General features: G+C 39.7%; 18 protein-coding genes, 1 tRNA gene and 2 pseudogenes. 11 read left to right on the plus strand and 10 right to left on the minus strand.

All coding sequences use genetic code 11. From position 1 onward, the window contains the following. Positions 1-20: 20 nt before the first annotated feature. Genes AC4CUX_RS14440 through AC4CUX_RS14450 form a run of 3 tightly spaced genes read right to left on the minus strand, consistent with a single transcriptional unit; the run spans position 21 to position 3,875 of the window. Positions 21-1,439, minus strand: coding sequence for an LLM class flavin-dependent oxidoreductase (locus tag AC4CUX_RS14440; protein WP_490747848.1), 1,419 nt, complete (start codon positions 1,437-1,439; stop codon positions 21-23). Further along, complete coding sequence (locus AC4CUX_RS14445; protein ID WP_490747847.1) at positions 1,439-2,662, minus strand: SfnB family sulfur acquisition oxidoreductase; 1,224 nt, start codon at positions 2,660-2,662, stop codon at positions 1,439-1,441. Before AC4CUX_RS14445 ends, AC4CUX_RS14440 begins: the two co-directional genes overlap by 1 nt. A gap of 10 nt (positions 2,663-2,672) precedes the next feature. Continuing rightward, positions 2,673-3,875 carry an SfnB family sulfur acquisition oxidoreductase gene (locus tag AC4CUX_RS14450; RefSeq protein ID WP_490747846.1) on the minus strand — a complete coding sequence of 401 codons (1,203 nt, stop codon included), beginning with the start codon at positions 3,873-3,875 and terminating at the stop codon, positions 2,673-2,675. A 380-nt stretch (positions 3,876-4,255) separates the two neighbouring features. On the opposite strand from AC4CUX_RS14450, the gene AC4CUX_RS14455 reads away from it, so the two are divergent. The 3 genes and pseudogenes from AC4CUX_RS14455 to AC4CUX_RS14465 all read left to right on the plus strand — a co-directional run bounded on the left by AC4CUX_RS14455 (position 4,256) and on the right by AC4CUX_RS14465 (position 6,251). Next, entirely contained in the window at positions 4,256-5,020 is a 765-nt protein-coding gene (locus AC4CUX_RS14455; protein ID WP_490747845.1) for a glutathione S-transferase family protein, read from the plus strand. Between the two features lie 280 nt (positions 5,021-5,300). Then, complete coding sequence (locus tag AC4CUX_RS14460) at positions 5,301-5,771, plus strand: Lrp/AsnC family transcriptional regulator (RefSeq protein ID WP_086209319.1); 471 nt, start codon at positions 5,301-5,303, stop codon at positions 5,769-5,771. 6 nt (positions 5,772-5,777) lie between these two features. After that, a pseudogene (locus AC4CUX_RS14465) lies at positions 5,778-6,251 on the plus strand (GrpB family protein). Positions 6,252-6,301: 50 nt separating this feature from the next. Here the strand turns inward: AC4CUX_RS14465 and AC4CUX_RS14470 are convergent. The 3 genes from AC4CUX_RS14470 to AC4CUX_RS14480 form a co-directional block, all read right to left on the minus strand. Further along, entirely contained in the window at positions 6,302-7,051 is a 750-nt protein-coding gene (locus AC4CUX_RS14470) for a YebC/PmpR family DNA-binding transcriptional regulator (RefSeq protein WP_004980080.1), read from the minus strand. A 261-nt stretch (positions 7,052-7,312) separates the two neighbouring features. Continuing rightward, on the minus strand, positions 7,313-7,885 hold the full coding sequence (locus AC4CUX_RS14475) for a 1-acyl-sn-glycerol-3-phosphate acyltransferase (RefSeq protein ID WP_317113631.1): 573 nt from the start codon (positions 7,883-7,885) through the stop codon (positions 7,313-7,315). A 458-nt stretch (positions 7,886-8,343) separates the two neighbouring features. Further along, positions 8,344-9,434 (minus strand): IS4-like element ISAba1 family transposase gene (locus tag AC4CUX_RS14480; protein ID WP_088631513.1). Its coding sequence is split into 2 segments (ribosomal slippage): positions 8,344-8,894 and positions 8,894-9,434, totalling 1,092 coding nucleotides; the frame shifts between segments, so codons are not numbered across the junction. 286 nt (positions 9,435-9,720) lie between these two features. On the opposite strand from AC4CUX_RS14480, the gene AC4CUX_RS14485 reads away from it, so the two are divergent. Further along, a tRNA-Ile gene (locus tag AC4CUX_RS14485) sits at positions 9,721-9,797 on the plus strand. A gap of 348 nt (positions 9,798-10,145) precedes the next feature. Here the strand turns inward: AC4CUX_RS14485 and AC4CUX_RS14490 are convergent. Both AC4CUX_RS14490 and AC4CUX_RS14495 read right to left on the minus strand, forming a co-directional pair. Next, complete coding sequence (locus AC4CUX_RS14490) at positions 10,146-13,028, minus strand: type I restriction endonuclease subunit R (protein WP_490792469.1); 2,883 nt, start codon at positions 13,026-13,028, stop codon at positions 10,146-10,148. A gap of 123 nt (positions 13,029-13,151) precedes the next feature. Continuing rightward, positions 13,152-13,889 (minus strand): annotated as a pseudogene (locus AC4CUX_RS14495) (restriction endonuclease subunit S); the annotation flags it as partial. A 290-nt stretch (positions 13,890-14,179) separates the two neighbouring features. Here AC4CUX_RS14495 and AC4CUX_RS14500 point away from each other — a divergent pair. Next, positions 14,180-15,309, plus strand: a protein-coding gene (locus AC4CUX_RS14500; protein ID WP_100607972.1) for an IS3-like element ISAcsp5 family transposase whose coding sequence is annotated in 2 segments (ribosomal slippage) — positions 14,180-14,432 and positions 14,432-15,309 — 1,131 coding nt in all. Because the reading frame shifts where the segments join, the coding sequence is not laid out codon by codon here. Between the two features lie 27 nt (positions 15,310-15,336). Here AC4CUX_RS14500 and AC4CUX_RS14505 read toward each other — a convergent pair. Both AC4CUX_RS14505 and AC4CUX_RS14510 read right to left on the minus strand, forming a co-directional pair. Next, complete coding sequence (locus AC4CUX_RS14505) at positions 15,337-15,642, minus strand: restriction endonuclease subunit S domain-containing protein (protein ID WP_490792470.1); 306 nt, start codon at positions 15,640-15,642, stop codon at positions 15,337-15,339. Then, the gene (locus tag AC4CUX_RS14510) at positions 15,642-17,216 is read right to left on the minus strand and encodes a type I restriction-modification system subunit M (RefSeq protein WP_490792471.1); all 1,575 of its coding nucleotides are present in this window, start codon (positions 17,214-17,216) and stop codon (positions 15,642-15,644) included. Before AC4CUX_RS14510 ends, AC4CUX_RS14505 begins: the two co-directional genes overlap by 1 nt. 318 nt (positions 17,217-17,534) lie before the next feature. Here AC4CUX_RS14510 and AC4CUX_RS14515 point away from each other — a divergent pair, with 318 nt between their 5' ends. The 6 genes from AC4CUX_RS14515 (at position 17,535) to AC4CUX_RS14540 (ending at position 21,366) form a co-directional block, all read left to right on the plus strand. Next, positions 17,535-17,747 (plus strand): hypothetical protein, encoded by a 213-nt coding sequence (locus AC4CUX_RS14515; protein WP_490792472.1) that lies wholly within the window; start codon positions 17,535-17,537, stop codon positions 17,745-17,747. Positions 17,748-18,094: 347 nt separating this feature from the next. Next, the gene (locus AC4CUX_RS14520) at positions 18,095-18,253 is read left to right on the plus strand and encodes a hypothetical protein (protein WP_167333214.1); all 159 of its coding nucleotides are present in this window, start codon (positions 18,095-18,097) and stop codon (positions 18,251-18,253) included. Positions 18,254-18,329: 76 nt separating this feature from the next. Continuing rightward, positions 18,330-18,869, plus strand: coding sequence for a hypothetical protein (locus AC4CUX_RS14525; protein ID WP_490792473.1), 540 nt, complete (start codon positions 18,330-18,332; stop codon positions 18,867-18,869). Further along, on the plus strand, positions 18,850-19,191 hold the full coding sequence (locus AC4CUX_RS14530; RefSeq protein ID WP_490792474.1) for a hypothetical protein: 342 nt from the start codon (positions 18,850-18,852) through the stop codon (positions 19,189-19,191). The genes AC4CUX_RS14525 and AC4CUX_RS14530 overlap by 20 nt, the downstream gene beginning before the upstream one ends. Before the next feature lie 60 nt (positions 19,192-19,251). Further along, the gene (locus tag AC4CUX_RS14535; protein WP_104490225.1) at positions 19,252-19,530 is read left to right on the plus strand and encodes a hypothetical protein; all 279 of its coding nucleotides are present in this window, start codon (positions 19,252-19,254) and stop codon (positions 19,528-19,530) included. Between the two features lie 642 nt (positions 19,531-20,172). Next, positions 20,173-21,366: a tyrosine-type recombinase/integrase gene (locus tag AC4CUX_RS14540; RefSeq protein ID WP_490792475.1), complete on the plus strand. Its 1,194-nt coding sequence runs from the start codon at positions 20,173-20,175 to the stop codon at positions 21,364-21,366. Positions 21,367-21,399: the final 33 nt, after the last annotated feature.

Consider the following 21,399-nt stretch of genomic DNA (forward strand, 5'->3'; position numbering starts at 1 on the left):
TATTTCTCGTATTTTAAAATTTATGCGGTTTGTTTTTGCTGTGTTTTAGGATGAGAGCTCGAGCTTTGACATCGATACTGCTGTACTGGGTGGTCTGCGGCCAGTCGGTCACCTTGAGCGAATAATTTGTGGCGTAAACTACCTGTTTCATAGGCGGTTTTATAACGTCCACGCTCTTGTAATTCTGGGATGACCCAACGAATAAAGTCTTGATGTGACTCTGGGGCAACGGTTCGTGTGAGATTAAAGCCGTCTACGCCAGTTTCATCTAAGAGCTGAATGAGTTTCTCTGCTACAGTTTTTCCACTCCCGACGATCAGTGGATAGCGTCCACCGAGTACATGCTGGGCTTTCAAATCAGCTCGCGTAACTTTTTGTTCTTTAAATTTGTTATTGACCGAAGCAATGCTATTGGTTTGTTTATAAGGAATCGCTTCATCATCTGCGAATTGGCCCAAATCAATTCCGACCGAACTGGAAAAATGAGCCAAACCTGCTTCTGGACTGGCATAGCGAATATATTCTGTCAGTTTTTCTTGTGCGAGTTCGTCCGTTTCTGCCGTCACTATACTAATGCCAACAAAGAGTTTAATAGCTTGCTCATCACGTCCATGGCTTAATGCAAGCGCACGAATCTTATCGACTTGCTGTTTCAGTTTTTTAGGCGTGTCAGCACCAATAAACATGGCTTCAGCATGCTGAGTTGCGAAAGCTAAGCCTTTACTTGAAGCGCCCGCTTGATAAAGTACAGGCGTCCGCTGAATAGATGGAGAAACTTGAAAAACGCCCTGACTTTGGAAAAATTTGCCTTGATGCTGTATGGCATGAACTTTTGACGGATCGGTAAAGACACGGTTTAATTTATCTTTTTGTACGGCATCGTCTTCCCAAGAACCTTCCCAAAATTTATAGCAAAGTTCGAGAAACTCTTCAGCTTGTTCATAACGTAAGTCGTGATCTTTTAAACCTTTTTGACCAATTAATCGTTCTGCGCTGTCTAAGTAACCCGTGACAATGTTCCAACCAATACGACCGTGGGTTAAATGATCGAGGCTCGCAAAGCGTCGTGTAAACTGATAAGGCGACTCATAGCTCAGATTTACAGTGACACCAAAACCTAAGTGCTGTGTAACGGCAGCCATAGCAGAAACGAGTGTACTTGGGTCATGGCTTGGAAGCTGAATCGACTCTTTTAGGGTTAAATCAAGACCATTTTGATAAACATCGTAAACACCCGTAATGTCGGCGATAAACAACCCATCAAATAAACCTTGCTCTAAAGTTTGCGCCAAATCGGTCCAATAGCTGAGTTCATTAAAACGATGTGACTCATCGCGTGGGTGTGTCCACAAACCGTGATTGATATGACCTACGCTATTCATATCAAAGGCATTCAGGATGATTTGCTTCGACTTGTTATTTTGAGATGATAATGTCATTACAATGTCCCTCTGCGTGGCGGAAGTACACCATTAAGAAGATAATTGGCAATGAAGTAATATTTCCAACGTGACGCATCATGTAGCGTGTGAACACGTGCATTACGCCAAAAGCGGTCTAGGCCATCTTCACGCTGACTACCACGACTGCCTGCCAGTTCAATCAATTTCGAAGCGGCTTTTAATGCGGTTTCTGTACTGTGTGCACGAACTTTCGCTACATCCAGTGATGCTTTAGCAATGTTTTCTATGGTTGGATAAGGACGTGCTGCATCGATTGAGCGGGCCGCTTGTTTGAGTAAGACTTCACTGGCACGAACATCGGCAATTACTCGTCCCAGTTCAAACTGTGTTAGAGGATCATCGGTTGCCTGTTCAACAGCAGAGTCAATCCACGGACGAGCCTGACGCACACGAACCAGTGTTTCCTCAAAAGCAGCACGCGCGATGCCTGTTTCAATGGCAGCATGCATAATTTGAGCAAAAGGCCCAACCAGAGTCGGTCTAGAAAAAGCGGTATCGAAAGGAACAATATCTTCAGCATCTACAGCGACATGATTGAATTTGACTGTACCGCTGCCTGTGGTACGTTGACCAAAACCCGACCAATCATCAATCAGTTCGAGTCCTTGGCTACTCCGTGGGATAAAGACCAGAAACTCTTTGTCATCGGCATCTTTGACTAAAGTGGGGATGCGGTCTGCAAACAGACTACCTGTGCAATAAAACTTTTCACCATTGACCACATAGCCTTGTTCAGTTTGGCTGAGTGCAGTTTGTTTTTGTGTTGCATTTTTAGTTTTAAACTCTGCCAAGGCATTACCAAAGCGTGCACCTTTTAGCACTTCTGCATAGAGTTTACGCTTTTGTTGTTCAGTACCGTTGTTACGTAAAACCTCTAAGGCATAGAAATGGTTCTGGGGAATTTGTCCAATCGAACCATCCACACCACTCATTAGTGCAATAATTTGCGCGACCGTATAGCTGGAAACATTTGCGCCCCCGAATTCCTTCGGTACAGTAATCGCCCAGAGCCCAGATTGACTGTAGGCTTCGATTTCCTCAAAAGGCAAAATACGTTCCGCATCACGTTGGATAGCCTGTTGTTTAAACTGCTCAGCTAAATTTTTGGCAATCTCTAAGGCTTCGGCATCGCTTTGAATAATATGTGCATACGCTGCATTTTTGGATTGAAGTGGAAGAATAGGTTGAAATGAAGTCATAATGTTCTCCTTAAATCCAGGCGTGGCGAGCAGGGAAAGTGTTGTTCAAATAGTAGTTACCCAGTGCATGCAGCTTCCAGCGGATCGGGTCGTGTAAGGTATGCACACGTGCATTGCGCCAATGTTGATCTAAATTATGTTGGCTTAGGCTCGAACGACTGCCGCCAAGCTCTAGGAGTTTTTCAGAAATTTGTAGTGCAGCATCATTAGCATAGACCTTTGCTTCGGCGACTAGAATGGAAGCTTTAGCTGCTTGTTCGGCACTGACAATGCTCAGTCGGTCGAGCTCATCTAAATATTCAGCAGCTTCATCGAGCAGTAAAATAGCGGCATCCAACAGGACAGCGGATTTGCCGACTTCTTGTAAGGTGTAATGTTCAAAACTGGCTTTCTCAACTTGCGCATCGACAATTGGTCGGGCTTTTTTCACTGCTGACAAAGTGTCTTCAAATGCGGCTTCTGCAATACCGACATCAATTGCAACTTGCATTAACTGCGAGAAAGCACCACGGTAATTGACGTCTTCAACCAGTTTCCGCTCATCAAAGATAAGTAGTGGATCGACTTCAACCCGTTGTAATTTTACTGTGCCGCTTGAAGTTGTACGCTGACCAAAACCGTTCCAGTTATCAATGACTTCCACACCTTGTGCTGTGGCATCAACAAGCGTCAGTACCACATATCCTTCAGGGTGAATGGCTTTAATAGCTAACCAATGGGCAAAGCTACTGCCTGTAGAGTAGAACTTTTCACCATTGACATAGTAACGACCATTTTCAATGCTTAATGTTGTACTCAGAGTTTTAGTGTCTTTGGTATTGCGTTCAGGGCCGCCATTGGCAAGGCGTTTGCCGTTTAATATTTCATTAAAAATAAACTGTTTCTGTTGTTCGTTGCCTAAGATATCAATCATGTTAAGCAGCGCAATTTGGTTTTGGGGAATTTGGCCGACACTTGAGTCGGCTTTATTAATAATGCGAAAAACCTGAGCTAAGGTTTTGTTGGAAACAAATGCGCCTCCAAAAGCTTGAGGAATACGAATACCACCTAATCCTTTTTGGCTAAATAACTCGACTTCAGCAAAAGGGAGTTGACGGTTCTGATCACGTTGATCCCGACCTTCTAAGGCAAAGTCAGCGACATGATAGGCTGCATTAATTGCGTCCTGATCATTTTGTATCACGTGAATATTTTTAGAGAGTGTATGAGACATAAAAGCACCTTTACTTAATGCCTATACGCTACTTGGGATTGCTTGAATGATTAAATGAAGGATTTTGAATTACTTAGCAGCTAAAAAGTTAAAAACAAAATATGCTAAGTTTAATCATTTAGAAGATATGTTAAGAATTTGAAAAATAAGGAATAACTAATTTAACGGTGGGGTAAATAGTATGATCAAAGGCTTGCTTATCAAGATTTGAGATATTGTAGAGAAAAAAACGTATAAATTTGATAAAGGCTGTTGAGCATTTGCTAGGCAGTTTTGAGTAAAAAGTACATTGTAAATCCTAAATACAGTGACTAAAGTATCCAACTGAAATAGATGGCTTTTCTGAAAAGTCAAAATAGAAAAATAAATGTGGAGCATTTATGAGAACTTTATACCAGTTTCCTTTATCTCATTTTTGTGAGAAAGCTCGCTGGTTGCTCGATCATAAAGAGCTAGATTTTGTTGCACAAAATGTGGTGCCTGGGGTTCACCGGGCTTTTGCACAGTTAAAGACCGGTCAAAATAAACTGCCTATTTTGCGTGATCAGAACAAATGGGTCGCTGATACCACCGAGATTGCATTATATCTTGATGAGCGTTATCCAGAACATCGACTGTTACGTAATGAAGTACAGCTTCGTAAAGAGGCTTTAGATGTTAATGCACTAGCCAACGACTTGGGATTGCATGTGCGTCGTTGGGGGTTGGCCCATGCATTGTCCGATAACGATCAATCGTTACAGATTATGTTGGGCGAAAAGGGCTATTTACGTAAATTTGAAAAATACACTAAACCTTTAATGAAAACATTGATGTCGAAAGGCTATGAGTTGAATGCAGAGAAAATAGAGCATTCCAAAGCCGAAATGCAGCGTTTAATTGAAGTATTGAATGAGAAGTTAATTGCTAATCATGGACGTTACTTTGTCGGGGATCGTTTAGGTTTGGCGGATATTGCTGTGTGTTCGATGTTGGCGCCTGTACTGGAGATTAAAGGGACACCTTGGGAAAAAGACCATGAGGAAAGTCTATCTGAAGAATTTAGTGCTTATAAAACCTATTTAACCAATTTACCCTTGGGGCAGTATGTTTTAAGAGTCTATCAAACCGAGCGCAATGCTCGAGTCGACTGGCGCGGCGTTTAAAATAAGCTCAAGCCAAACAAGGCAAAGGTGGTATGTGATACATACAGCCTTTGCCTTTCTTGTATTTTCAATATCATTATTTTGAGAAACTGAATAGAAATTTTCTCAGTCTATTTAACACGTTGTAAAAGATCATGGCACTCTTTGTCTAAAAAAGCTGATATCTTTTTATTAATCTGAAAATATATGAAAAAAAACTGCAAATAAGCTTTATCTTTCATTTGAAATGCTTAATATGAAATAAACACCTATAAACATAAGTTGTCATGAGAGTTAAATAATGGAATTAGATCGTTTTGATAAGCAAATTTTAGAAATTTTAAGTAATGAAGATATCAATCTAAACGAATTATCAGAGCGTATTAATTTATCGGTCAGTTCGGTGCATCGTCGTATTAAGCATCTGATTGATAATGCGATTATGACTAAAGTTAAGCGAGATATTAACTATCAAAAACTCGGGTTTAGCCTACATGTTTTACTCCAAGTATCTTTGAGTAAACATGATACCGACACTTTTTCCAAGTTCTTGGAAGAGTTGGAAAGCATTCCTGAAGTGACCAATGCCTTTTTAGTGACAGGGCAGTCAGCAGATTTTATTGTTGAAGTTGTGGCAAGAGATATGGAAAATTACAGTGATATTTTACTCAAACGCATTGGTAAAATTGAGCATGTGGTAGCACTTCATTCAAGCTTTGTGATTAAAGAATATAATGTATTTAACTGTAGCGGTTTGTTGAGTAAGGTTTAGCGTATGCTGAGGTTCTATGCAGCTACTGAGTATCAAGCATCTTGCCATTAAAAATTTGTATACTACCAGCGACAACTTTTAGCTTTCATACCCAAAGCACAGATTGAACATATTGGTTCATCTGCCATTCCTTATGCAGTTTCTAAAGGTGATTTGGATATTTATGTGGCTGTTGATGCTGTAGATTTTGACTCAGCCATCGTTAGTATTTCCAGTTTAGGTTTTGTTGAAAAGCTTGATACTTTAAGAACGCATGAACTGTGTATGCTAGAGTCGCTACAGCAGGATGATGTTGCTATTTAATGGGTCGTGAAAAACTCTCAGTGGCAAAGTTTTTTGATCTTTCGTGATCGCTTGTTGAAAAGTCAGAATTTAGTCATGGCTTATAATCAATTAAAACAAGACAGCCAATATTTAACGATGGATGAATATCGATTTAAAAAAGCAAAATTTATTGACAGTGTATTCAATCAGCCATAAAAAATGCGCTCCCAAAGCTATATTTGAGAACGCATTTTTAAAGCAGAAGATTAGGCGTCTAATTCTGCCAATACCGCGTCAGAGAATTCAACATTGGTATATACGTTTTGTACATCATCTAAATCTTCAAGCATATCAATCATTTTCATAATCTTTTTCGCTTGATCGATATCGGTGATTTCGGCTTTAGTTGAAGGGCTCATGACCACTTCAGCATTGTCCGATTTTAAACCTGCAGCAGTTAAAGCATCTTGTACATCACCAAAAGATTCAGGTGTAGTAATGACTAAGATTTCATCTTCATCGACTTCGATATCTTCAGCACCTGCTTCAAGTGCCACGTCCATGATTTTATCTTCTAAAGACACATCTTCAAAAGTGATCTCACCACGTTTTGTGAACAAGAAAGCAACTGAACCGTTTGTGCCTAAGTTGCCATCTGTTTTTGAGAAACAGTGACGGACATCCGGTACAGTACGGTTTAAGTTGTCAGTCATGGTTTCCACAATAACTGCAACACCACCAACACCATAACCTTCGTAAGTAATTTCTTTTAAATCATCGTTATCTTCGCCACCAGCACCACGTTGGATTGCACGGTTGATAACGTCACGTGTCATATTTACAGAAAGTGCTTTTTCTACAACTGCACGAAGACGTGGGTTGCTTGCAGCATCACCACCGCCAAGCTTTGCAGCAGTTGTTAATTCACGAATAAATTTGGTAAAAAGTTTACCACGGCTAGCATCTTGTTTTGCTTTACGATGCTTAATATTGGCCCACTTGGAATGACCCGCCATGCGAAATATGCTCCTTGTAGATTGGCTTTGTGCCTATCAAATTGTGCAAATTCTACCATAAGCACTTTTTTATGCGAAAGTAGGTGTTTTTCTGAAAATCGCCTGAACAAACAAAAAAAGAATTAAAATTGTTTGAAATAAAGCCAGTTATTTAAAATTTACCTTGTGAGGCAGTTCACTTTAAAAATTAACTGTTGGGAAACACCCACAGAGACCTAAAAGAATAGCGTCTTCACATTCTTTTAGGTTAATTAAACGACCTTATTGTGCAGCAGTTTTAGGTTCTGGAATCTCAATATCTAAACCAACATGCTCTTTATAAAGTGCTTTAATAAGCGTTAAGTCATGATCTAGGTCTGTAGGGTAGATTTTTCCAAAAATACCGCCTTGCTTGGTTTTTGAGTTCGCGTACATCAGTACAATAGGGACATTTGCTGCTTTAGCAATATGCCAAAACCCAGTACGAATAGGTTTACGTACTTCACCTGTTTTGGCGCGTGTCGCTTCAGGTGCAATGACTAAATTGAATTTTTCATTTTGGCTAAAGTATTCAACCATTTGAGACACAATGTCTTTATTTGACTTACGATCGACCGCGATGCCACCAATGGCTTCGAGTATGGGCTTCATTGGCCCTTTGAATAATTCTTTTTTAATCAGGGTATGGATTTTCATATCGTAGATTTGAAAAATCGCCAGTGACAAGACAGCATCCAACATAGAAGTATGTTCAAATCCAATAATGACTTGCTTGTCTTCCAAAACGTTTGGTTCTACATGATATTTCCAGCCTGTGAGTTTAAACGCAGACTCACCAATGAATTTTTTTAACATGACCATAAAAATACAAGTGTTTTTTAAAGAGGCTAATGTCTGCTTGTTTACGGTTTGAGTCAAGTCCTACTTGATTGCACTTACCACTTTTATGAATGGGCTTGAATCCTAAGTAGTTGAAGAAGTAGAGGGTGAAAATGGAACATTAAGATGTTTTAAATCTAATCAAATAGAAAATAAATATGGTGAAAATGAAAATACCACTATTCATAATCGAAATGAAAGATTAGACTTTGGTCTAAGATTAAAGTGTGCATTTTCACACTTTAACTTTGGTTTAACAAAGTTCAGGATTGTTAAAATGGCTTATCTTTCGACTTTTTTATGTGCAATCGTTCTCTTTTCTTTGGTGGTTATTTGGTCAATTGTTGAGTTTTTCATTGAGTCACGAAAAAAAGAAAAAGCCGGTATTTAGTTTTTATCCAATTTAATTAAATTTTCTCTGTACACGACAAATTTCACAGAACCCTTATCCTATCAGGGTTCTGCCTTCTTAAAATTGCCAAAATTTCCTTAAACTCTTCTTTTTTCCCAAAACCAATTAAACGCTGAATCGCCATTTGAACATAGTCTAAACCATAGCGAAATAAACTCATTGAGAGTCGTCCATGCTTCTTTATTTTTATCACTTTTTTTTGATCATGTTGCCATTCACCCGTTAAGTAACACCAACAGAAGCTTATAGCTAACACCGCAATCAATTTTTTCACTCGTCTAGGGTCTGTCAAGCGCGTATTTTCAAGATTAAACCCGCGTCCTTTGAGACAACTGAATAAGGTTTCAATTTCCCAGCGTAATGCATAATCCTGAATAGCATTGGCATTAAACTGAGGAGAAACGACGAGTAAAAGCTCTCCATTTTCTAACTGTAGTGCACTTATATATAGTTTCACCCGACCAACCAAAATCCGTCGTTTACGACATTCAATTTGACCAACTTTAAGATGGCGAAATAAATCACTAATTTTATGATTCTTTCCTAAATGATTGGTGACAATGAAGTTTTTTTAACACGAATGCAGAAGTTGATGTCTTGTTCAATTAACCATGTAAACCACTGCTCACCGATAAACTCTCTGTCTGCGAACACATTCACAATACGGTCTTTACCAAAAATGGCTATAAAGCGTTGAATCAAAGCAATGCGCTCTTTCGTATCTGAATTTCCACGTTTATTAAGCAATGTCCAAAGGATAGGTATCGCTATTCCACGATAAACGATTGCGAGCATCAGGATATTAATATTTCGTTTTCCCCATTTCCAATTGGTTCTATCTAAAGTCAGTTGCACTTGGTCGAATGAAAACATATTGAAAATCAACTGAGAAATTTGACGATAATCAAAATACTGACCTGCAAAGAAGCGCTGCATACGTCGATAAAATGATTGTGGTAAGCACTTGATGGGCAAGGCTTTAGATGCAGAAGAAAGATTACATGTTTGCTTTAAAATAATCACAAGCATGATGAGCGCAAAGCACTTTAAATGTGACTTGTTCCATTTTAGATATTTGTTTAAGATAAGATATAACTCATTGAGATGTGTCATAGTATTCGTCGTTAGAAAACAATTATTATGACATTATTTCAATGAGTTATCTATTTTTGTCGTGTACAGAGTTAAATTTTATTATTGTAGTGTTTATAAGTGCTTTTGAGTCTTAGTATGTAACTCAAACATCGTGAAAGACCTGATATGTCAGTTTGATGATGTAAATTCCCCTGATTGTTTGGATAGTGTACAACCATGTATGAAAAAGCTTGTCTTTTGAAAAAATCTTCGATAGTATTCATTTCGCCTGAACTTGTTGATATATAACAAATTCAGCATATTAGGGCCTATAGCTCAGTTGGTTAGAGCAGCGGACTCATAATCCGTTGGTCCACAGTTCAAGTCTGTGTGGGCCCACCATTTATCCAACCTCGTAACTATTTGAGTTATGAGGTTTTTTATTGCCTATTGATTGTGTTTTCAACTGCCTTTTATAGACCGTAATGTGGTCCATCTTCCAGAAAGTCCGATGGGGACCAGTCAAGGTTCCACAAAATATCACTCAGACCATTTCTTCATGCTCATTTGCGATGCGGTCAGAATCGTGGATGATTCATCCGATGTCAGTACATCGCGCGAGCTGAGCGCAGAGAAAATGGTAAATGAAGTGGGGAATATTTGAGGTTTTGCTGTTTGCCTGTTTCCCCCTAGTGGATTAGGGGGATTTCGGTTTTATCTTGGGGGAATCTACTGATATTTGTTTGTATCTCACAGGCCCTTGTAGAACTTATCGATGAAGGTACGAGTTTTGAGTACCAGTGTGTTCATGAGGGTTTTACGTTCTGATATCTTTGGACGATTGATTGGTAGGTCTTTGACATCTTCACGGCTTGGCAAACGCTTGGTGTATTCGTACTGTCCTAGGACTGCTTTGAATACTTCTGGTTTGAGTGCTTCTTGCTGACAGAGCTCATCCAGTGCTTTTTCCTTTTCAACATCCCAGAATGCTGAGAATACCTCTTCTACGCTTTGACCATTCACCATACGAGGAATGTTCTCATCGAGGAATTTTTGGATGAGTTCTTGCTTGTCGTACAGGTTGTGATTGGTGGAGATGATGTCTTGCACCTGTGAGCGATATTGCTGTTTCTTCTCAGGATCTTTGTTGTTGACGACTGACTGTAGCAAGTTGAGGATGTAGCCCACATTCACTGTATCTCTGTGGATCAGTTCCAGTTGGAAGTTCACATCATTGAGTACCGATACTTTGTCTTTAGGCTGCATGATACGTACATTGTTGTACAGATACTTGTATTGCGATGTATGACTCTGGAACTCTGCTTTATTGAGGTCTGTATCGTCTTGATCGTACTCTACGAAGTTTTCCAATTGTGCATTGATACGCATGACTTCACGGAAAGCTTTGACATATTCCAACTGTTGTTCTTCAGTATGTAGCGTATGAGGGACTTGATCAGGATCAGGGGCAATACTGAGCAAATGAGCTACCGCTGCATTGTATTTTGCTTTGATACTTTCGAAACTTGGAATGAGCACAATCTTTTCTGCTTCTGCACGATTGGAGAAGAGCGTGAGTGCTTGGTCTGTTGCTTGCTTGAGATTACGGAAGCACACAATATTCCCAAATGGCTTATCTGCATTGAGGATACGGTTGGTACGTGAGAAGGCTTGGATCAAGCCATGATATTTGAGGTTCTTGTCCACGTATAGGGTGTTGAGTGGCTTTGAGTCGAAGCCTGTCAGGAACATATTTACGACTAGCAAGATGTCGATTTCTTTTTTGCGTACACGATTGGCAATATCACGGTAGTAGGGGTAGAACTCTTCACCTGAGTTGAAATTTTGTCCAAACTTAGCATTGTACTCCGCAATGTACTGATCTAGCTTATCTCTATTTGATTGACTGATCTTGGTAGGAAGTTCAGCAGACTCCTCCTCGATGAGTCCAGTTTGATCATCTACGGTATGTTCTTCATTGGCTGCAAAGGAGAAAATAGTGGCAATAGTGAGTGGATTATATATTTCTCCATTATCTATGGCGTGTTGCTGCTTCTCTTGCTGTACTTTCTTGAACAATTCGTAGTACTGGGTGAGTACTTCAACGGAACTGACACAGAACATGGCGGTGAAGGTTCTGTTCTTGGTTTTAATGTGGTGATTGTCAACGATGTAGCGCGTGATCATTTCTAGGCGAGCAGGATTGTCGAACAACTCTTTTGTGTCGATACCTTCTACATCTTCTTCATAGCTGTCACTATTTTCTATGCCGTTACTGGTGTATTTACCCAAGTAGGCAATTTGAAAAGGTAGGACATTACCATCACGGATGGCATCTGTGATCACATACTTATGCAAGCATTCATCGAAGAGGGCATTGGTGGTTACTGCTTTGGAGTCTATCTTGAGTTGGCTATTTTTCTCAAAGATTGGTGTACCAGTGAAGCCAAACATTTGTGCTTGGTTGAAGAAACGCTTGATATTTCTATGGGTATCACCGAATTGACTGCGATGACATTCGTCAAAAATGATTACGACTTTCTTGTCTTTGAGATAGCCAATTTGATCTGCATAGCGGTCAGAGCTGATTGCAATATTGAGCTTTTGTAGGGTCGTGACAATGAGTTTGTCATGGGTTTGGCCCAACTGAGCAACCAATGTGCTTGTATTCTTTGTCGTATCTACACTATTTTCTTTGAAGGCATTGAACTCACGAACAGTTTGGGTGTCGAGGTCACTACGATCCACCACGAAAAGTACTTTCTCTACTTCAGGCAAGCGCATGATGAGCTGACTTGCTTTGAACGAGGTGAGTGTCTTACCTGAGCCCGTAGTGTGCCAGATATAGCCATTCTTATCTGAATGTTGTACACGCTGAATGATTTGCTGTACGGCATATATTTGATAGGGACGCAGAACTTTTATTTCTTTAGATGTCTGAATTACCATGTACTCAGTGAGCATCTTTGTGATGTGCTCATGGTTGAGGAAATTTGCTGCAAAGGCATCTATTTTGTGGATGTGCTTATTGTCGAAGTCAGCCCAAGGAAAGGTGAACTCGAAATTTTTTGTGCCCGTGGAGTAGTAGTGCGTATGGTCACGATTACTAATGACAAAAATCTGAATGTAGTTGAACAGACCTGATCCGCTGCCGTACGCATCCTTGGCATAGCGTTGAGTTTGGTTGAAGGCTTCAGGAAGTTCTACGCCTGCACGTTTGAGCTCAATTTGGACCAATGGTAGGCCATTGATGAGCAATGTGACGTCAAAGCGACTGGTATGTCCGTTGCTTGCTCTATGATCGATGGCGATCTGATTGGTGACTTGATAGATGTTTTTTGAAGGGTCAGCAAACAAAAAATCAATGTGGCGTGTAGAACCATCATCGAAGGTGACAGGAAAGCGATTACGCAATACCTTGGCACAGTTGAAGTTATTTCCAGCCTTGAGATGGTTGAGAACTTGTGCCCATTCATTTGCAGAGAAAGCAGAAATGTCATTCGCACGTTCAACTTGAATTTTGAGATTGCTCAGCAGTTGATTTTCATCTTTGACCTCAACTTGTTGGTAGCCTAGTTGTTTGAGCTGTTCTATGAGTTCATGTTCAAGTTGAGCTTCGCTTTGTACGGACATCTCTTTCTCTAATTTTTTATTGAATTACGGTGATCTCAGTGAAATCCATCTGATTGAAGCTCGAAACATACGGTGATGTTTTATCCTCAAAGTCTTTAGATCAGATGGGAGTAGTTTGTTTACTTATACAAACATTTGTTGCAATAGTCCTTTTTTCCAAAGCTTAGCTTGTTCTAGCTGCTCTGAAACCACATCAATCTTTTGGTCGATGGCGGACAGGAAGTTAGCGATTTTGGTTTGTTCTTCAAGGCAAGGTATTAGTATGCAAAGCTTCTTGATTTGTTCGCTATTGACAGAGTCAAAGGTACTTCCTTGTGAAAGGCTTACCCACGATTTTTCATGATTCAATAACCATTGATACAAAAAATCTTGGGAGTATTCATTTTTAGCTCGTATGGCGCACAATCCACGACCTATGCAGGCGATATGCTCTGAGGTCGCAACAAAACCAACAGGAGCACGAACACTTAGTAGGATATCATTTATATTGCATGTCTTAGTTATTTCAGATGTATGAAGACGTGGTACTGATTTTCTATTTTTGATATCGGCATTACCTTGTAATAAGGGTAATCCTATGGAGTTTTCATTGTAATGTTCAGACTTGGGTGAACTTCCCATAATAATTTCTGAAATTGAAATTAAGTTAGTTTCCTCCCACTCCCCAAACTCACTTCCATCATCGGCTTTGAAACGAATCTGCTGACTAAACAGCTTCTGCATCATGCCTTGTTTGTATTGGCTGAGGAGTTGGTGTTTTTGTGTCAATTGACTGATTTTTTCATCTACTGCTGAAAGAAAAGAGGCGATTTTGGTTTGTTCTTCTTTCAATGGAAGATAAGCAGAAACCTTATTTAAAGAATCTTGACCAATATTAAATCTTGTACTTCCACCACTAAGTTGAGTAATTTGATCTCTTAAGGAATCAGTCTTTAGGAGACCATTCATAAAGATTGGATCGTATTCCTTTTGTGCTGATCCACGAATCACAAATCCACCAAAGACAACAGGATCTTTGCCTAGATAAACATTAGACTGTCCAACTTCCTCACGAGTTTCAGAATGATGTGGTTCTAGGATTTTAGACCACGCCTATAAGTGATAATCTACTCCCCAATAAGCATGGGAAATGCTTGTTTTTGGAGTCAACCATGACACGAAGAAAACGTCGTAATCATTCAGCAGAGTTTAAAGTTAAAGTTGCTCTCGCAGCAATTAAAGGCGACCACACACTCGCTGAACTTTCTACTCAATTCGATTTACATCAAAACCAAATCATCGATTGGAAAAATCAACTGCTTGAGCAATCAGTCAATATTTTTTCACGACCAACAGCACAACAAGAACCAGAGATTGACCTCAAAGCTCTACATGCCAAGATAGGACATCAGGCATTGCAAATTGATTTTTTAGAAGGTGCGCTCAGAAAAATAGGGCAGCTGAGCGGCAAAAAATGATCGATAAGACCCATCAACTTTCGGTACGACAACAATCGCAATTGATTCAAATCAATCGCAGTACGTTGTATTACAAGCCCAAAGAGATTTCATCAACTGATTTGAGTTGGATGCGTCTAATCGATGAAATTCATCTCGACTACCCATTTATGGGCAGTCGAATGATACGAGATATGCTACAGCGTCAAGGACATCAAATAGGTCGGCGTAAAGTCCGACGTTTAATGCGCTTGATGGGAATACATGCCTTGTATCCAAAACCCAATACCAGTAAGCCTAATCTTGCACACCGTATTTTCCCATATCTGTTGAAAAACATGGTCATCGATCACTCTAATCAAGTCTGGTGTACAGATATAACGTACATTCCTATGGCTAAAGGCTTTGTCTATCTGTGTGCAATTATAGATTGGCATAGTCGTAAAGTACTGGCTCATCGAGTATCGATCAGTATGGAAACAGACTTTTGCATAGATGCGTTGCAAGAAGCAATTGTGAAATATGGTTGTCCTGAGGTGTTTAATACAGACCAAGGCAGTCAATTCACAAGCGAGGCATTTTTGAATGAGTTAAAATTGCGAAATATCCGTATCAGTATGGATGGGAAAGGACGATGGATGGATAATGTAATGATTGAGCGTTTATGGCGCAGCGTGAAGCATGAGGAAGTCTATTTGAAGGCTTACGATACGGTTAAACAAGCGAAACAATCAATTGCTGAATATTTGGATTTTTATAACATGATACGTCCTCATTCAAGTTTGAATAAGGCAACACCGGATGAATTTTATGATCAACATTTACTAAAAGTAATGGCAGCATAATTTAAATATTTAGAGCGGATTTATCACTTATAAAACTGAATTGAGTGGTCTAATTAACGGAACCACATTAGAACTTCTTTGAAAAAGTACATCACCGTATTTAACTAAGTTCTTATCAATTTCCTTTGAAGTAATATTTACTGAGCCAATAATTGAATCGTAAGTAATGCCATTTGGATTATTGATAATATCTAAAACATTAATGAATTTAATCCCAGAACCATATTGTTCCTTTGATGCATTTACTCCATTTTTGAAAATAAATAAATCTTGAAACAAGGTTTCAGACCAAGCCCCATCAAACTCTTTAAATCGTAACTTAGGTACAGACATTATTTCATCTCCGCAAAAGGTGAAGTAATGCCAAGCTCTCTGCAAAATTCAGCAATCACTTCATCAGTTTTCTGGCTTTGCTGTTCAAGCTCTTTGAGTTGTTGAGCAATGGCATTCAGATCAATTTCATCTTCAGCCTCAAAGGTATCAACATAGCGTGGAATATTCAGGTTGTAGTCATTGTCTTTGACTTCTTGCAGTGTCGCAACTTTGGCATATTTCTCAATATCTTGACGCTGTTCAAAAGCTGCAATGATCTTATCGAGATGCTCAGGCAGTAGCTTGTTTTGGTTCTTCTGCTTTTCAAAGTCATTACTAGCATCAATGAACAGAATATCACCTGTATGGGTACGATTTTTCTTGAGCACCAAGATACAGGTTGGAATAGATGTGCCGTAGAAGATATTGGCAGGTAAACCAATGATGGTATCTACCACATTCATTTTCTCAATCAGGTACTGACGAATCACACCTTCACTTGACCCACGGAACAATACACCATGTGGAAGAACAACGGCCATTGTGCCTTGCTCATCCAATTGGTGCAGCATGTGCTGAACAAAAGCCATATCTGCTTTTGAGCTTGGTGCAAGCTTACCAAAACGGCTGAAACGTTCATCTTGTAGGAAGCTTGGGTCCGCTGACCATTTTGCTGAGAAGGGAGGATTGGCCACAACAGCTTCAAAACGCTGATCAATGTGCTGAGGACGTGTGAGCGTATCTTCTTGCTTGATGTCGAATTTCGCAAAGTGAACGTCATGCAAAATCATGTTCATTCGTGCCAAGTTATAGGTGGTACGGTTCATCTCTTGGCCGTAGATCATATCGACATCTTTGACTTCTCGTTTTACACGTAGAAGCAATGAGCCCGACCCACATGTCGGATCATACACTGAACGTAGGCGATCTTTCCCTTGTGTCACAATCTTGGCAAGCAAGGTGGATACAGTTTGTGGGGTATAGAATTCACCAGCTTTTTTACCAGCACCAGAAGCGAACTCACCAATCAGATATTCGTAGGCATCCCCCAATACATCTGATTCTGAATTATTGAGATCGAAGTCAATATTGTCTAGATGGGTGAGTACTTTGCTGACCAATTCATTACGGTCATTAGCATTATTGCCTAGCTTGGTTGAGTTGAGGTCAAGATCTTCAAACAGATTGGCAAAGTCATCTTCAGATTCAGCACCCAAAGTACTACGTTCAATTCCTCGCAGAGTATCTGACAAATCATCCAGAATGAATGTGCCTTGACGACCAAGTTCAGCAATGGAGTGGAACAATTGTTTTGGTGCTAGGGCATAGCCAACTTCTTCGACTGAGTTTTCTTTGATTCCTTTGATCAATTCTGCATGATCGGGATTGCTTTCATCGAGTTGCTGATATTGTTCTGCAACGCCTTCATCCTTCAATAGTTCATTGGCAAAGGCAATCGCTTTTTCAGACAGATACTTGTAGAAAATGAAGCCTAGGATGTAGTCACGGAACTCATCTGCTCCCATTTTTCCACGCAAGTCATTTGCGATATTCCAAAGATGTTTTTGTAGTTGTTGAAGTTGTACTTGGGTCATATTGAACTGAACCTAGAAAAGCGTGAAATTTGTCGTAGTTTAGCCTGAAATGACTGATTTGAGATATCTTTCTGCTATCAAACGACAATGTAGGTCGTTCAGGTATCGTTGTTATGGGGGAAATGGATACATACCGTAAGAGGCTTGTTTGGAGGGACATATTATTTTTATGGTCTTAACAGGCTTTGTTGCAAAATATTTTGCAACATAACGATTTTTAATGGTTTATTAAAATTTTAATATTTTAATATTTTAATATTTTAATATTTATGTTATTAGTCTAATTAATAATATAAGTTTATTTAAGGGAGAAAGCATATGGGTCTATTTGATAAAATAGTTAATAAACTAAATGAAGAAGCTGCTAAACAGCAAGAGACTAGAGCGAGACTACTAAATAGTGTAGATAAATTAAAGGGTAAAGATGATGATGCTCTGAAAAAAATATCTAAAGATAAAGGGTTATTTGGTGCATCGTCATCAGATAAAACTGTAGCGAAGGAAATTTTAAAACGTAGAAAAAATAAATAATTTTATTATAATTTACTGAAGGGAAAGAAATATGGCTTTAACCAGTACCCATTTAAATAAAGAAGGCAAGGCAGGTTGTATATCTTGTAGAAAAACAACTTTTATTACAGACCTTCAAGATTGTGTAGGTTGTGGAAGGTTTGTATGTAAATCATGTGCGACTTATCGTAGACAAGGTAATCCGTATGGCCATGTCTGTAAAGCATGTTATCAAAAACTTAAAAACTAAATTTAAGTGAGATACTAAAAAATCAAATGAATTGTAATACTGATGAAAATGGGTACATACCGTAAGAGGCTTGTTTTGAGGGACATATTATTTTTATGGTCTTAACATAGGAGTGACCATGAAAAAACATTACCCAGACTTAGAGCATGTATCTGATGTACTTGATTTAGTGCCATCTCGACAGGTTCGATCTGTATCCAAAGCAATGCGAGTGTGCAACGATGCAGAAGCAAGCCATATCGCCAAAGTGTGTGCTGTACTTGAAGTACTGATCTAACCCAAAAAATCAAAAATTATATATCCCGATGCACCATAGGTGTATCGGGATTTTTACGTCTATAGGAATCAAAACCATGCAACCACGTATTTATGACAAAGTCGGCTATGAGCTGATCCAAACTTTCCAATGTCACAAACTCTCTGAACGAGCACGGGACAAATTACATTATCAATTATGGAAGCACAGTGATACTGGTGTCTTTGGCCTTGCTTTGAGCAAGAATGAATCCACAGGTGGCTTTAGTGCTGAGCTGATCTTGGTGGAAGATGTGATGCAGATACTGAGCCAATTGCACAAGGAGCAAAAGCCATTTCATGCGACCGCATTCAAGGAGCTCTTTATTGGAAAGTCAGTGAACAATTCAAGCTTTTTTGGTGCTGTATTGGCCGATCAAAAAGTAATTCGATTGCATCCGCAGACGACAAGGCTGCTAGAAGTTATGGAAGATTACGAGCTATGGCCTAGTCGTTTGGAAAGCATACCTGTATCAGTCGCAGTTGATGAAGTCGATACGTCACAAGGCAATGGAAAACAGCCCAAAAAGCGACAAGGAAAACCAATGAGCATAGTACATACCGAGGAGGTATCACCTGATGCAGATTGTACGCACTAGGGAAAACCTAGAACTTATTCATGACAAAGCAATTGCTCATGCTATCTCTACCACAATGGATGAGTTGGAAGAGCAATACCAAGAAGCCTATCAAGCCACCCTATATGGGTGGTTTGTTGTTTGTGAGTGTGAGCAGGACCTCACTGATCCATTTACCGATTTGACATTTAGCTTGGCAGAAAAGCTACATGCAGGAGAGGTCGAATTTGTGGAGAAGAAGCAGGATTGGTACGAGGCCTACATCATGCTCAACGACAACGAAGGTATCTTAGTCTATGTCCCGAATATGATTTTTGAGCAATATCAACTCAACGTGATCTGAGTTAGTTACGACAGACCTGTCCGCACTTTTTTCCTATTGATTCCAATGTGAGAACCTTTGATGACAAAGCATCCCTTATTCGCTTTGGGCCAAGTCGTGTCTACACGAAATGCCTTACAGTTTGCTGAAACACAGAAGATTGACCTCGTTGCATTACTTTTACGTCATCATTGTGGTGATTGGGGTGATGTATGTGAGGAAGATCGAGAGTCCAATGAAGAAGCACTATTACTCCCACTGCGCATCATGTCGAGTTACAGATTTGCCGAAGGGAGTATCTGGATCATTACTGAAGCAGATCGGTCAGTGACGACCATTTTGTTACCCAGTGATTACTGATGGACCGAGAAAAAGACCGTAGGGCAACATGCTTTACGGTTGATCTTTTTGTGAAGTGAAGGGTGGCAAGAGAAGATGCCTTTTGATGATGGAAAGTGACACTGTCTAGTAGTCCTGTGGTCCAGTTTTTTGGACCTTTTGGACTGTTTGGTTAAAAAACGTACATTTGTTTTTGAGTGAAATTGGTTATTTTTTATACAAGAAAAACCGATTTGTCCCTAGAAACCACGGCTTCAAGCGGATTTCCCCATTTTGTCGGTGATTACTAGGGGGTAAATGGTTTTTTATCAAATGGTAAAATATATATATTATTTATAATCAAATATTTGAGAGTGTTATTTTTCAGGTGGGTCAATTTTCTGCAAGAAAAGTAGGGGGCTTGGACGCTGAGGGAAAATCGGATATAACGCTTGTATCTGTTTGATCGAGCAGCAAACAGCAAGGTTTTTCAGGGTGAAATCTACCGTGAAAAACAATAGATGGTACTTGATCATTTTCAAGTTGTAATTGTCATTGGTTGGCTGAGTTGAAATTGAACTCAATCAGATATTATTGAATTGAACCCTTAGTGTAGAAACATATTGATTTCAAATGATTTCGATTATTTGAAGTAGGTTTCTGCACCCAAAATTTGGAGTAACTATGAAAATAGAGACTGGTTTGAAGGTGCTATTTGTGGCCTTACAAGATCCAGAAAAGTGGGGCAAAGAACAAGATGTTCGCAACATTTGTCCAGAAGTGCAGGTCAAAGGCCTCCGTCTAGTTGCAACAGCGAAGGCAGTACGTGGTCTTGTACGCCTGACTTACCAAGGGAAGAAGATTAGTCAAGGTTTAGGGTCATGTACACATGATGAGCTAGCAAGATTTTTACCAGATTGGGTGAATCAAGTAGAGCAATTTCATGCACGATTATCGCAAGGCTTAGATCCATTCGCTGAGGATGAGAAGAGCAAAAAAGAAATGACATTTGAGCGGTTTGTTATGGAGGTCTATCTGCCGAGTGCCAGAGTTAGCAAAAAGTCACATCGAGATGACGAATCACGACTACGGAAACATATTTTACCCTACCTAGGAGAAAAGAGATTTGATGAGCTGAACATGGCATTGGTGACTGATGTCTTGCATTCGGCAAAGGCTAAAGGCCTGAAAGATGCTACCGTGAATCGTATTCGAGCGTTATTGTCTGTGATCTTCAATCTTGCAATTGATCATGAGTTGATTGCAAGCAATCCAATGAAGCGCGTGAAGAAGTTGCAAGAGAACAATCAGATCGAGCGTTACTTGTCAGAGGATGAAATTCAAAAACTTTGGCCGATTCTGAATGATCCTCATTACTATGGGATTGGTAACAAGACGATTGCGGCAATCATCAAGTTTTTACTACTTACAGGTGTTCGAAAGCGTGAGGCTTTGGATATGAAGTGGTCTGATGTTGATCCTAGCAAAGCATCTTGGCATTTGAAGTACAACAAATCTGGAAAGGCTCGATATGTCACTTTGAGTGAAGATGCTATAGAGGTTTTACAGTCTATGCCGAAAATCTCAGAATTTATCTTTGCCAATCCTCAAACGCAAAAGCCGTACAACGATATCCGAAAAACTTTTGACAAGATTATGCAGTGCGCAGGGATTACGAATATGCGTATTCATGATTTACGCCATAGTTTTGCCAGTCTTGCTGTGAACAGTGGGGAATCCCTCTTTGTTGTGCAGAAATTACTTGGCCATGCCTCACCACAAACAACACAACGCTATGCACATTTGCAATCTAGCACGCTTCATCAGGCATCGACAAATGTTGCCAATATGATTCGCCAACAAAGCGCAACAATCTAATTCATTAATTTATATACAAATATTGGGCGTATG

The sequence above is a fragment of the Acinetobacter sp. 231_lipA genome, assembly GCF_058243005.1.

Bases quoted from the DNA above. Each gene is read 5' to 3' on its own strand.
- AC4CUX_RS14490 (WP_490792469.1), bottom strand. From the start codon at position 13,028: ATGTCCGTACAAAGCGAAGCTCAACTTGAACATGAACTCATAGAACAG.
- AC4CUX_RS14455 (WP_490747845.1), top strand. From the start codon at position 4,256: ATGAGAACTTTATACCAGTTTCCTTTATCTCATTTTTGTGAGAAAGCT.
- AC4CUX_RS14525 (WP_490792473.1), top strand. From the start codon at position 18,330: ATGCAACCACGTATTTATGACAAAGTCGGCTATGAGCTGATCCAAACT.
- AC4CUX_RS14540 (WP_490792475.1), top strand. From the start codon at position 20,173: ATGAAAATAGAGACTGGTTTGAAGGTGCTATTTGTGGCCTTACAAGAT.
- AC4CUX_RS14535 (WP_104490225.1), top strand. From the start codon at position 19,252: ATGACAAAGCATCCCTTATTCGCTTTGGGCCAAGTCGTGTCTACACGA.
- AC4CUX_RS14475 (WP_317113631.1), bottom strand. From the start codon at position 7,885: ATGTTAAAAAAATTCATTGGTGAGTCTGCGTTTAAACTCACAGGCTGG.
- AC4CUX_RS14460 (WP_086209319.1), top strand. From the start codon at position 5,301: ATGGAATTAGATCGTTTTGATAAGCAAATTTTAGAAATTTTAAGTAAT.
- AC4CUX_RS14450 (WP_490747846.1), bottom strand. From the start codon at position 3,875: ATGTCTCATACACTCTCTAAAAATATTCACGTGATACAAAATGATCAG.
- AC4CUX_RS14520 (WP_167333214.1), top strand. From the start codon at position 18,095: ATGAAAAAACATTACCCAGACTTAGAGCATGTATCTGATGTACTTGAT.
- AC4CUX_RS14505 (WP_490792470.1), bottom strand. From the start codon at position 15,642: ATGTCTGTACCTAAGTTACGATTTAAAGAGTTTGATGGGGCTTGGTCT.
- AC4CUX_RS14445 (WP_490747847.1), bottom strand. From the start codon at position 2,662: ATGACTTCATTTCAACCTATTCTTCCACTTCAATCCAAAAATGCAGCG.
- AC4CUX_RS14510 (WP_490792471.1), bottom strand. From the start codon at position 17,216: ATGACCCAAGTACAACTTCAACAACTACAAAAACATCTTTGGAATATC.
- AC4CUX_RS14515 (WP_490792472.1), top strand. From the start codon at position 17,535: ATGGGTCTATTTGATAAAATAGTTAATAAACTAAATGAAGAAGCTGCT.
- AC4CUX_RS14470 (WP_004980080.1), bottom strand. From the start codon at position 7,051: ATGGCGGGTCATTCCAAGTGGGCCAATATTAAGCATCGTAAAGCAAAA.
- AC4CUX_RS14440 (WP_490747848.1), bottom strand. From the start codon at position 1,439: ATGACATTATCATCTCAAAATAACAAGTCGAAGCAAATCATCCTGAAT.
- AC4CUX_RS14530 (WP_490792474.1), top strand. From the start codon at position 18,850: ATGCAGATTGTACGCACTAGGGAAAACCTAGAACTTATTCATGACAAA.